This is a genomic window from Rhizobium sp. Root1212, assembly GCF_001424985.1.
GTDB lineage: Bacteria > Pseudomonadota > Alphaproteobacteria > Rhizobiales > Rhizobiaceae > Pararhizobium.
Window position 1 is genome coordinate 1 of sequence record NZ_LMDA01000003.1, and the last position, 12619, is coordinate 12619.

General features: G+C 61.6%; 8 protein-coding genes and 1 pseudogene. 2 read left to right on the top strand and 7 right to left on the bottom strand.

The window, feature by feature from the left end:
- Positions 1-178 (top strand): annotated as a pseudogene (locus tag ASC86_RS07690) (amino acid ABC transporter ATP-binding protein); the annotation flags it as partial.
- A 75-nt stretch (positions 179-253) separates the two neighbouring features.
- On the opposite strand, the gene ASC86_RS07695 reads toward ASC86_RS07690, so the two are convergent.
- The 6 genes from ASC86_RS07695 to ASC86_RS25615 form a co-directional block, all read right to left on the bottom strand.
- A complete protein-coding gene (locus ASC86_RS07695) occupies positions 254-1753 on the bottom strand; it encodes a caspase family protein (protein WP_056318759.1) in 1500 nt (499 codons plus the stop codon).
- A gap of 188 nt (positions 1754-1941) precedes the next feature.
- Positions 1942-3471, bottom strand: coding sequence for a caspase family protein (locus ASC86_RS07700; RefSeq protein ID WP_056318762.1), 1530 nt, complete (start codon positions 3469-3471; stop codon positions 1942-1944).
- On the bottom strand, positions 3471-4367 hold the full coding sequence (locus ASC86_RS07705) for an OmpA family protein (protein WP_056318765.1): 897 nt from the start codon (positions 4365-4367) through the stop codon (positions 3471-3473). The genes ASC86_RS07700 and ASC86_RS07705 overlap by 1 nt, the downstream gene beginning before the upstream one ends.
- 13 nt (positions 4368-4380) lie before the next feature.
- Positions 4381-7623 (bottom strand): c-type cytochrome, encoded by a 3243-nt coding sequence (locus ASC86_RS07710; protein WP_056318769.1) that lies wholly within the window; start codon positions 7621-7623, stop codon positions 4381-4383.
- Between the two features lie 26 nt (positions 7624-7649).
- Positions 7650-8909, bottom strand: a complete 1260-nt coding sequence (locus tag ASC86_RS07715) for a ferric reductase-like transmembrane domain-containing protein (protein ID WP_056318773.1) — start codon at positions 8907-8909, stop codon at positions 7650-7652.
- A gap of 189 nt (positions 8910-9098) precedes the next feature.
- Positions 9099-9314, bottom strand: coding sequence for a hypothetical protein (locus ASC86_RS25615; protein ID WP_156386951.1), 216 nt, complete (start codon positions 9312-9314; stop codon positions 9099-9101).
- A gap of 186 nt (positions 9315-9500) precedes the next feature.
- Between ASC86_RS25615 and ASC86_RS27000 the strand changes: the two genes are divergently transcribed.
- Positions 9501-11696, top strand: a complete 2196-nt coding sequence (locus tag ASC86_RS27000) for a M10 family metallopeptidase C-terminal domain-containing protein (protein ID WP_082598944.1) — start codon at positions 9501-9503, stop codon at positions 11694-11696.
- A gap of 69 nt (positions 11697-11765) precedes the next feature.
- Here ASC86_RS27000 and ASC86_RS07725 read toward each other — a convergent pair whose 3' ends face one another.
- Positions 11766-12578, bottom strand: a complete 813-nt coding sequence (locus tag ASC86_RS07725; RefSeq protein WP_056318777.1) for a ferredoxin--NADP reductase — start codon at positions 12576-12578, stop codon at positions 11766-11768.
- Between the last annotated feature and the right edge of the window lie 41 nt (positions 12579-12619).

Sequence of the window (12619 nt, forward strand, 5' to 3'; positions counted from 1 at the left end):
CGAAGAAGGCATGACCATGCTGTGCGTGACCCACGAAATGGGCTTTGCCCGCCAGGTCGCAAACCGCGTGATCTTCATGGACCAGGGCCAGATCGTCGAACAGAACTCGCCGGCCGAATTCTTCGACAATCCGCAGCACGAGCGCACCCGGCTGTTCCTCAGCCAGATCCTGCACTAAGCACTATTTTTCCGGCGACGGACGAAACAAGCCCCGCCTCACGGCGGGGCTTGTTTGCGTTTGGGGCCATCCGTGTCAATCGATGCGGTATTTCAGCGTGCCGGCATACCAGAGGGTGCCGCGGTTCTCGGTATCGCCAGTCCAGACCTTGCGCAGCCGCGCGACGATATCGCTTAGCGCCTCACGCGCCTTGACCGGCTCGGACAGGCCGTTTTCCTTGGGCGCAACGGGGGTGAGATCGACGTCATCCTCGACGACGACCGCGACGAGCATGTTTTCGCCCTCACCTTCCGCCTCGAAATCGAAGCCGTAATAGGCATCCGGGATCGTCAGCGGCTGGCCGGCCGTCAGAGGCGTGATCTTCCGGGCAAGTGTGTTCGGGAAGATCTGCGTCGCCATGCCCTTGCCATCGACATCCAGCAGCACCAACTGGCCGTCGTGGCGACTGGTGACGGAGATGGTAAAGGCTTCTCCCGATTTGAGGTCCGGGCCGGGATGGAGGCTAACGGAGACATCGCCGGTATCGCCACGGCCGAGGATATCGCCAACATTCGAGAGCGGATCGGCGGCGACATAAACAGGCGCGACAGCAGCGTCCGTTTTCACCTCTTCATAAGCGGATTCCGGCTTTTCCTGTTTGGGTGTTTCCACGACCGGTTCAGGCTTAACGACAGCCGTTCCCAAAGCCTCCGGCGTCGTCTCAAGCTGCGGATCGATGCCGTCGCAGGCTTCCTGCGCCTCACAATAGACCTTCGATTCGCGGGTGACGTAGTCCAGCAGTTCGGCATTGCTGATCAGGCCGTTGGCATTGCCATCGGACGTTTCCGGCCGGTAGCCATCCACGAAAGCCTCAGTGAAAACGCCATGCCGCTCCTCTATCGGCAGCCGCACATCGTCCCAGGCCACCTGATAGGGTGCCGCGGCACTCCAGACCGTTACGCCGGCCTCGGCCAGCGCCTGCGGCTTGTCGACCACGCCGAGATCGATGCGCAGGCCGCGTGTCGCAGGCTTCTTCACAGCCGCGAACGGGCGGGGAAGATAGCGCGCGCCCTTCAGCCCCGACACCGCCTGCGGCGACAGCGAACGCGAGATCGTGCCGGAATGGCAGGCATCAATGACCACGGTCACGGCCCTGCCCTTCATCTCCGCGATCAGCGGCTCCAGTTCGTCGTCGAGGATGACGTTCGTCCAGTCCTCGTCGCCGGCTTTCAGGTCATAGGTCGAGATCGCCTCGTCCATGCCGTCTTCCTCGTCGCCGCTTTCATCCTTCACCTGCAGGCCGTGGCCGGAAAAATAGAGGAAAACGCGGTCGCCGGGCTTCGTTCCTTCGATCAGCCATTCCCTGATCGACGACAGGATGGCCGCTTTCGTCGCCTGCTGGTCGGTCAGCAGACGTATGCCATTCGACTTGAAGCCGAGCTTGTCGGTCAGAAGGCCGGAAATCGCCTTCACGTCGTTTTTCGGACCGTGAAGGAACATATCCTCCGGCAGGTTTTCGTAAGTGCCGATACCGATGACCAGCGCGCGATCCGCGGCTAGGACCGTTGAGCTGAGGAAGCCGGCCAGAATAGCCAAAGCCGCCGCATAGGTTCGGAAAGCTGCCGCGCACTTTCCCTTCTCCCCCGCGGGGAGAAGGTGGCTCGAAGAGCCGGATGAGGGGGAAGGCCGGCTCGGAATATCAGGGGATGCCCCCTCATCCGCCCTTTGGGCACCTTCTCCCCGCTGGAGAGAAGAGAAAGCAAGCATCGCCTTCAGGAAACCCATCACAGCTTTTCCCTCGTATAGAGGGGCTGGATCGCCACCGCCGTATCCGTGCCATCGAGGCGTGACAGAAGCACCTGTAGCAGGTCCGCCGCATCCACCCGTTTCTGCGCCAGAAGGGCTGCGATGGCGTCGATCGGCTCGTTGGTGGAAATCGCCACCAGATGATCGGCCCCGAAGGGCTCGACAACCTCCAGATCCGTGAGCTTGAAGACATGGCTTTCTGTGCCTTCAGCCTGCACGTCGAGCAGTTGGACTTCGCCGGTATTGGCAAGATTGAAAACGATCATGTTGTGGTAGCGGCTGGCCGGCGCTTCGAAGGCGATCCGGTCGCCCTTGGCATAGATGTCTTTTTGTGGCGCAAGCGAGACCTCGCCGGGATTGCGGCTGGCGAGAACCTTCAGAAAATCGAGCAGCACGAATTTATCGACCACGCCCTGAATGCTTTTATCATCGACGTGCTCGCCCGCCACATCGCCATTCGGCGTGTAGAAAACACCGCTGGCGGCATCCCAGCGATAGGGCACGCCGGAGCCGCCGACATGCTGTAGCGTCGCCGTCGCGCCGCCCGCATCGAGCGCCAGCCGGTCCTGCCAGCCAAGCTCGGCTGCCTTCTTCCCCGCCTGCCCCTCGACCTTTGCCGTGCCGCCCGCTCCGATCGGCAACATCAGTTCATCGGCGGAGCGCGGAAGTTGCGGCGTGAAATTCGGCACCTGCAAGGCTTCCGACTGATGCTTCACATTGGCGAAGACATAGTCTTCCAGCTCGACACGCGAAATCTTCCCATCGCCGTTGCGATCGGCCGCACCTTCAACGGCGCGCGCAAAACTCCAGCTCAGCGCACCGCGCGGCTCACCCTCGATGATCACCTCCGGCGATGGCTGGCTTTCGAGCGATGCGGCCAGCATCGTCACCTCGCGGAAATTCGCCTCACGGATCGCGGCACCGCTCGACGCCTCCTCAGAAGGCGGAGCAAGCTTGACCGTGACAGCCGGCGCCAGCCGCGTCTTGCCCGTAAAGGAGCGGCTCATGCCGCCGGAATGGCAGCTGTCGGAGACGAACAACACCCGCACGCCCCTGGCTTCGGCTTCCGAAAACCAGGCGTTCAGCTCATTATCGACGATGATCTCGTTTTCGGTTTCCGCAGCCCTTGCCCGGTCGAAGCCCGGCAATTGCAGGAATTCGTCGAGCCCGTCCTCCTCGTCGCCCGCTACCAGCTCCGGCATCTGCGAGCCATGACCGGCATAGGTGAGGATGATCGTGTCGCCCGCCTGAGAATCGGAAACCAGCTTGTTCCAGCCGGCGCGGATATCATCCTTGCGCGCCTGCGTATCATAAAACGTCAGAAGCTCGGCAATACCGGCTTTCTGCAGCGCACCCGCGACATCCTGCGCATCCTTGACCGCGCCTTCGAGGTTCACCTCATGTGGATAGGCATCGATGCCGATGATAAGGGCGCGGGTCGCCGCGAGCGCCGTCTGGGACGCGGTCAGGGCCATAAACGCGGAAAGCAAAACGCCACGCAGCATCATCATTGCTCCAGATCGACTTCGACACGGCGGTTCAGCTGGTTCAAAATCTCTTCGTCATAGGCGCTCGCGTCATCCGGCTTGAACGGTTCGTCCTCACCCTTGCCGATCACCTGCCATGCCCCGTCATACCCCTCGGCCACCAGATAATTCGCCAGCGCCTCAGCGCGCGCCACGGAAAGCGTCCGGTTGGAGGCGGCGGTGCCGATCGGGTCGGTGTGGCCTATCAGGGTGATGGCCTTGGGCTTCACCGATTTCAGGCATTGCGACAGGTCCCTGGCCGATTCGATGCCTTCCGGCGTGAACTCCGCCGTACCGAAGACATAACGCACCGGTGTCGCCTTCTTTTTCAGGGAGACGCCGCGATAGGCGACCTTGCAGGCGCCGCGCATGGCGAGTTTCACCGGCTTGGGTGCAGCCAACCGCATCTCCGTCGCCATGCGGTCGAGACGGGCGATATAGGCGGCGTCCGGCGCCATCCAGTCGGGCGTCAGGGTTCGGTTGTCGCTGTCTTCCAGCGCCATCTGGTAATACCGGGCCGCCGCCTCGTAACCCTTGCGGTCGCGGTTGATATCGCCAAGCGCATCGAGCACCTGCCAGGGGGCCGCCGTTTCGGCGATCACGCCCTGAAGCTCGCTTTCGAAGCCGGCGAGATTTGCCCCCGCCCCCACGGCCGCCACGATGCGGTTGAAGGTCGCAAGTGCCGCGATCCGGTCGATCAGCGCCACGTCATCGGCGCTGCATCCCGCCTTGTCGCCCTCCCCGGCAATGCGTTTCGCCGCTTTTTCGTCACCCGCATTCGTCGCCTCTGCAACCGCGGTCAGCGCAGGGCACGCCGCCTGCGCCGCCATGGACGGCAGCGCAAACAGAAGGGCAAGACCCACAAGCTTCAACCTCATGCGTCGCTCTCCCTCATGGCCTGATCTCGAAGGTCACGACCTGCAGGCCGCTCGCGCCCTGATCATCCTCGGCCTTTTTCGCCAGATTGATCGCAAGCCCACGTGTCGGCGGCAGATGCGATTGGGCGACGATCTGGCGGGCCTGCTCGGCCGTCAGCTTCTGCTCAGCCAGTCCGCCGGCGCGGCAGAAGGCAACCATCGTCTCGGCCGGCGCCGGCGTATCGAAGGTGAGATTACCGGTGCCAGCCTGCGGAATGAGCCGCCGCTCGCCCGCCTGCAGCGTGGTATTGCCGATCATCGCATCGGGGATAATCTCGACATTGCCGGTCTCCTCCACATAAAGCACCTGCAGCTCGCAAGCCTTGTTGGTGCTCAGCTCGAAGGAGAGCTGGTCTCCCACCTTCGCCGTGGTCGAGGCGACATGCAGCGCAAGCTCCAGCTTACCCTCCTTCTTCGTTTCCTCCTGCCGGTATTCCGGCGTCGCGGCGGCCACCGTCTCCTGTTTCAGGCTCGCCTGCGTGGTGATCGCCTCCGGGCTTGCGGCAAGCGCGTAACCGTCGGAAAAATGCACCGTCGTCGTATCGAGCGGCTTCAGCTGCATCAGCGGGTGCAGCAGGTTGGCATATTGCTGCTCCAGTTCCGCGCGCGGGATGGTGCCCCCGGCCTCCAGCGTCGTCACCCAGTCGAGCGCCAGCCGCAGGGTGTCGTTATCCGTTACCTGCTGGACGGCGCGGGAGAACTCTTCCGGCGTCATGTCGAATTCGGAGGCTAGCGCCGCGAAATCGAGTTCGTCCTCGTATTTATCGGCGAAATAGGTGACGAGTTCGGCGCTGCCCGGCGCCTGCATGCTTTCGGCACCGCCATCCGGCGTCGGCTGGGTGACGTCGAGCTTCACCAGCGCATCGACGAAGCGCTTGCGGTCCTTGTCATAGGCCGCATCCAAATCTTCCTGGGAGACATAAAGCTTCAGCAGCAGGTCCTTCTGGTCGCGGTCGAATAGCGTCGAGGTCTGGATATGCTCACGCAGCTGATCGCGTTTCGAAAGGATGCCGTTGGCATGGCAATCGAAGCAGGAGCGCGCATTGACGATCTCGACGCCCTTGCCGATCGGCCGCTTGCGGAAGGAAACGATCGTCGTCGGGCCGACATCGAGCTGCTTGCCGGCCGATGTCGAGAGATAGTAGCCCTGCAGCCCGTTGGGCAGCGAGAAGATCATTTCACCGCCGTCATGCAGGAAGGACTGCAGGCCTGTATCAAGCGGCTCCAGTTCCTTCGGGCCGTGCGGAAAACGCTTCAGCACCTGCCGGCCGACATCGCCGCCGAAATCGTAGGATTTCCAGTAATAGCCGCCGAAGGGCATGTCGTGCCGTTCCAGCATGCGGTTGTGATCGGAAACGCCGGAGGAACCATCGGCAAAACCGGCGCGCAGCACTCTGCCCCGGCGGATATTGTCGTCGACATCGATCTTGAAGCGGCTCTCCAGATCGCGGATGTGCGGCGGCAGTTTCATCAACTGGTTATAGATTCTCGGCTTCGCCGCATTGGCCATGAACCAGTCGATGCGCATGATCGGCAAAACGCTGTCAGTCTCCTTCGACAGCGCCAGAAGCGAGGCGTCGCTCGCCGGATCGACGCCGTAGAAATAATCCTTCACCAGAAACTTGTAATCGTCGCCGGACCATTCCAGATCGCGCAGATCGACCCGCACCAAGAGCCCGTTTGTGCCCTCGACCTCATGCGGCAGCACCAGTTCGGGGCCGTAGGATAGCGAATTCAAAAGCTTCTTGAAGCCGCCCGCCAGCGTCGGCATGCGCTTCATGAAGGTCTTCTCCTCCTCGCAGCCCATCATGCCGTTGTACTGGTTGCGGTAGGAGAAATAGCGGACGAACTGGCGGTCGAGCGGATTGACGGTCGAGATATCCTTCAACGCCGCCTCGATGAAATCGCCATAGGCGAGCATCGGCCGGGTACGCGCCGGCTTGGCGGCTGCCGTTTGCGGCAGGTTGGCGCTGGTGAGCGAGTTGATCCAGTCGCCCAGCGCCTTGACCTCCTCCTCGCTCGGCCGCTTGCCGAGCGGCATGCGGCCGCTGGTGACGGAGGTGAAGAGACGCGATTTCGCTGCATCGCCCGGAGTCACGAAGGCCGCGTCGGCGCCGATCGACATCAGGTCGCCGGCCGGATAGCTCCCTTGCGCGCTTTCGCCCGGACCGTGGCAGTTTCGGCAATATTTGCCGATGAAGGCATCGGCAGCGGATGCCAGCGCGGCATTGTCCCCTTCCAGCGCGGCAGCGGGCGTCGCCTCCTTGCAGACGGCCGTTGCCGATTGCTGGACCGGCGACGGCGGCTTGACCTCGCGATCGGCCAGGAAAGCGTAGATCGCCGTGCGGTCTGCTTCATTGAGGGCGGAAAGACCGTGCGCCAGGCGCCGCATCACCGGATCGGTGATCGGCGATCCCGAGAGCTTCTTGCCCTCTTCGATCAGGCCGGTGGTGAAGACTTCCGGCGAGGCAAGCCCCGCCATGCGCGCCTTGGTGATATCCGGGGCGACGGCGCCCGTCAGGCCTTTTTCGCCCTCATAGGCGCGCTCCATGTCCAGCCCATAGGTCGTGGTGCGCGGCGTGTGGCATTCGCCGCAGCCGCCGACATTCTCCACAAGATAGCGCCCGCGTTCCATCTGGTTCTGTTCGCGCGACTGGTATTCCGGCACGGTGAAATGGCTGCGCTTCCACAGCGTGATCGTCGTCTGCCGGCTGAAGGGGAATGAAATCTCGTGCTCCTTCGATGTCGCATCGGAGGCTTCGAGCGTATCGATATAGGATTTGATATCGAGCACATCCTCGGGCTTCATGCCGCCATAGGAGGTGTAGGGCATCACCGGATAGAGATTGTTGCCCTCCTTGTCCTCGCCGACCATCACGGCATTGAGGAAGCGGGCATTCGACCAGCCGCCAATGCCGTTCACATGCGGCGAGATATTCGGCGCATAGAAGGTGCCGATGGCGGTTTGCATCTCCATGCCGCCGGAAAGCAGCTCGGTGTTTTCGCCGGAGCCGTGGCAGGCGCCGCAGCCGGCGGCGTTGAAGAGATATTTACCGTTTTCGACATTCGCCTTGTAGCCGGTAAAGGCATCGTCGGCGAAGCGGTCGCGCGCCGAGGCTACCGCGGGACAGAGCAGGCTTGCGCCCAGCGCCAATGCGAAGCCGAGGACGGCAAATCGCGGCGTACCCATCTTCGCTTCATGGCCGATGTCGTGCATCGTCTCCCTCCCGTCCCTGACTTTGCTCATCTGAATTCGAACCGCTCGAACTCGACACGCTTCGGTTTCTTGCCGATTGCCTTCAACCCGCTTTCGATCGCCTTGCGCAAGGCGGGCGGGCCGCAGAACCAGAGGTCCGCCTCGCCCGGATCGATCGTGCTTGCCGCAGCAAGCCGCTCGGCATCGAGGCGTCCGTCCGTCTTGGAATCGTGCAAGACGAAATGGAAATTGGCGAGCTTTTCCGCCTGCCTGCAAAACGTGTCGAGGCCGATCGCCTCGCTCTTGTCGCGCACGCAATAGACCATCTGGATATCCTGGCCCTCGTCGCCCTTGAGACGGCTCGCCATCGCCAGAAACGGCGTCACGCCGATGCCGCCGGCAAGCCAGATCTGCTTCTTGCCGCCGCGGCGATGGTTGAAGCGTCCATAGCCGCCTTCCAGCCGCAGCCGGTCCCCGACAGCCAGTCCTTCGCGGACGGCGCGGGTGAAATCCCCAAGCGGCTTGATCGCGAAACGCACCGTGCCGTCCTCATCCAGGCCGGCGATGGTGAAAGGATGCGGCTCGCGCAGCCCCGCCTTGCCCGCCCGGAAGAAGCCGAACTGGCCCGGCCGTGCTCGCAACTTCCAGCCCAGCGGCCGGGCGGAAACGATCGTCGCCCCCTCATGGCGCTCGATGTGGGTCACTTCGTAGCGGCGCGTCCTGATCCAGGGAAGAAGCTGGGTATAGAGATAGCTGGCAGTGCCGAGCATCGCGAAGATATTGAGATAGATCGCCAGCATCGCGGTGCCGTCATAGGGCCGTTTGATGAAGGTCTGGTGGAAGGCAACCATGATGAACAGGAGGCCGATCAGCCGGTGCGTCCAGCGCCAGAGGTGGTAGGGCAACTCGATTCGGGTGCGCGGGATCGTCTTGACGATGCTGAGGAGCAGCAGGACCACGAAGCCGTAAAAGGCATAATTGCCAACGTCTTTGGCGATTTCGTTGAGACCGCTTGTCAACGCCAGACCCTTGAAGTTCGGGGTGACGATGTAGTGCACGAGAATCAAAAGCAGCACGCCGATGCCGATGTTGCGATGCGCCCGGTAGATGCGATCGAGGCCGCCGAAGAGACGCTCGACGAAGGGCGGCCGGGTGGCGAGGAATTGCGCGATACCCATGGCCGTAAACGCCATGGACGAGGCCATGAGGGAAATGGTCGTTTCCGCATTGGTATGGCTGACGGCGGGAACGGCAAGCAGGCCGGCAAAGCCGATCAGCAGCCACGCAAGAAACGTCCCCGTCGTCACGTTTTCATCCCTCCGGCTTTCGCTTCGCGCGGCCGCTTCCCCAACGTCAAGACTGGCCTGCGCTCGCGGCTTCGTCAACTCTCATGAGCGCATGACGGGCAGGTGTCGGACTTTATTCGGCCCTGCCAAGCAACTGGCTTTATGGAAAGATTAGCAAGAGATGAAAGTTGCGAGCATGGTGCCTCTACTTCAACGCTTCAGCCAGGCACGCGCCTCGTCAGCGAGCGGATGATTAGGATGGCGGCGGATGAAAAGCTCATAGGCCTCCCGCGTGTTCTTGGCGACGACGCCAGCATATTCCTTGCGCACGGCTGCCTCCCCATCCGGGGCCGGCGTCATGATGCCGCCCGTTCCGGGTGGGCCGTTTCCGGCCTCGGCAGGACTAAAAAAAGCCATGGGAATCATCGAAAGCCCTCCCGCCAAAAGGATCGCGCAAACCCTGTCACGCTCAAAAACCGACATTTTACGCAACACCTTTAGTTTCCCGAAAGCTCTGGTTGCTACAGAGCGAATATGTAACCAACGTAACAGCCAGCGGCCTGCCGATGCTCAACTGTGCGCATGAAAATGCAGTCGATACAAGGTGAAGCGATGACAGGAATCAACAAGCAGTGGAAGTGGGTCGACCAGACCGGCTCCGATCTCGTCGATGGCGTTATTTCCGGCAACGCCTGGGGCGATAGCAACATAACCTATTCATTTCCCAGCAGCACATCCCACTACAGCTATACTGAGACCAGTGAGCTGACCAACAATTTCGGTTCGATATCGGCGGCACAGCAGAACGCCGCTCGTTTCGCGCTGGACCTGGCCTATGGTTCAAGCGCCAATGACGGGTTTTCCGTCGAGGGCTTTACCAATCTCGGCGTCTCGCAGGGCACGGCGACCGACGCTCATCTTCGTTTCGCGCAATCGGATGCAGCTGACCCCACCGCCTATGCCTATTATCCCGGCACCTGGGAAAAGGCCGGCGACATCTGGTTCAGCACAAGTTATGCCGGCACCGAATACGATTATCGCAAGCCGGTCGCCGGCAATTATGCCTGGCACACGTTGATCCACGAACTTGGCCATGCGCTCGGTCTCAAGCATGGCCATGAATCGGATAACGGCGTGGCGCTTCCGGCCGACAAGAATTCCGTCGAATATTCGGTGATGACCTATAGCGGCTATATTGGATCAGACGGCTACTATTACGAAACTTTCGGCGGCCCGCAGACCTTCATGATGGCCGATATCGCGGCCCTCCAGCATATGTACGGCGCCGACTTCACCACCCAGAGCGGCAACACCGTCTACAAATGGACGCCCGGCAGCGGCAACACGCTCGTCAATGGCGAGGTCGCCATCTCGCCCGGCGCCAACCGCATCTTCGCGACCCTGTGGGATGGCGGCGGTGAGGACACGTTCGACCTGACCGCCTACAAGACAAGTCTCAAGATCGATCTGCGCCCCGGCCAGTTCTCCGTCTTCGACAAGGCCCAGCTCGGCTATCTCGGCGGCGGACCGAACGATAACTATGCGCGCGGCAATATTTTCAATGCCTTGCTCTATAATGGGGACACCCGTTCGCTGATAGAAAACGTCAAGGGTGGTTCGGGCAACGACACGATTACCGGCAACCAGGTCAATAACAAGCTTTATGGCAACGGCGGCAACGACACGCTGAACGGTGATGCCGGCAACGACCTGCTCGTGGGCGGTGCGGGTGCCGATAAGCTGAATGGCGGCTCAGGGATCGATACAGCCTCCTATGCCGGGGCCAGCAGGGGTGTGACCGTCTCGCTGGTGGGGGCAGGAACGAACGATGCAAAAGGCGACACCTTTTCGTCGATCGAAAACATCATCGGCACCAGTTATAATGACATCATTACCGGCAATTCAGGTGCGAACCAGCTGCGCGGCGAAGCCGGTAACGACACGCTCATCGGTGGCGCCGGTATCGACAAGCTGGACGGCGGCGCAGGCATCGATACGGCCTCCTACGCCGGAGCCAGCAAGGGCGTCACAGTCTCCCTGCTCACGACCAAGTCAAGTACGAACGACGCGGCAGGCGATACCTTCTCGTCGATCGAAAACATCACCGGCACCGGTTATAATGACATCATCACCGGCAATGCCGGCTCGAACCTGCTACGCGGCGAAGCCGGTAACGACACGCTGATCGGCGGCGACGGGGCCGACAAGCTGGATGGTGGCAAGGGCATCGACACGGCTTCCTATGCCGGAGCCAGCAAGGGCGTCACGGTCTCCCTGCTCACGACCAAATCGAGCACGAACGACGCGGCTGGCGACACCTTCTCGTCGATCGAAAACATCACCGGTTCCAGTTACGACGATATCATTACCGGCAATACGGGCGCCAATGTGCTGCGCGGCGAAGCCGGCAACGACACCCTCAGGGGCGACGCCGGCAATGACGTCCTGACCGGCGGCCTCGGTGGCGACAAGCTCTACGGCGGCGCCGGCGGCGACAGGTTCGTCTTCAAGGCGGCGCAGGACAGCACGGTCGCGACTTCGGGCCGCGATACGATCTATGACTTCGTGTATTCTGGAGGCGACCGGATCGATCTCTCCGGCATAGACGCCAACACCAAGATCGCCAGCGACCAGGAGTTCAGCTTCATCGGCAGCGGCGCTTTCACCGGGGCTGCCGGTCAGTTGCGCAGCGTCGTCACCGGCAACAAGACGCTGATCACCGGCGATACCGACGGTGACAAGGTCGCCGATTTCGCAATCTATCTGGATGATGCCATCACCTTCCAGAAGGGCTACTTTCTCCTCTGAAGCCAAAGACAAAAACGAAAAAAGGCGGCTCCGACGAGCCGCCTTTTTTATTGGAGAGGATCGCGGCTATCAGCCGACGAAAGCACGCTCGATAACGAATTCGGCGGGCTTGCTGTTGGCGCCTTCCTCCAGGCCGGCGGCTTCCAGAAGCTCCTTGGTTTCCTTCAGCATCTCGGTGGAGCCGCAGATCATGCCGCGGTCGGTCGCCGGGTCGAAGGTCGGGAGGTTCAGGTCCGAGAAGAACTTACCCTCGCGGATCAGGTTGGTGATGCGCCCCCTGAACGGATAGTCCTCGCGGGTCGTCGTCGCATAGTGGCGCAGCTTGTCGCCGACGATTTCCGCCAGGAATTCGTGGTTGCGGATTTCCTCGATCAATTCGAAACCGTATTTCAACTCGGCCACATCGCGCGTCGTGTGGGTGAGGATGACTTCCTCGTATTTCTCATAGGTTTCCGGGTCACGGATCAGGCTCGCAAACGGCGCGATGCCGGTGCCGGTCGAGAACATATAGAGGCGCTTGCCTGGGGTCAGTGCGTCGAGAACCAGCGTGCCGGTCGGCTTCTTGCGCATCAACACCTGATCGCCGGGCTGAATCTTCTGCAGATGGGAGGTCAGCGGACCATCCGGAACCTTGATCGAGAAGAACTCCAGTTCCTCATCCCAGGCCGGGCTTGCGATCGAATAGGCGCGGTAGATCGGCTTGCCCTCGACCATCAGGCCGATCATGGCAAACTCGCCCGAGCGGAAGCGGAATTCGGCAGGCCGCGTCATGCGGAAGCTGAACAGCCGATCCGTATAATGGGTAACGCTCGTGACCGTCTCGGCAAAAACGCCGGCGGGAACGGTGACCGCAAATTCTTCGAGCTTGGCCGGCGCATTCATCTTGGCATCATGTCCTGTCAATGTTGACTACGGTTTGCAGG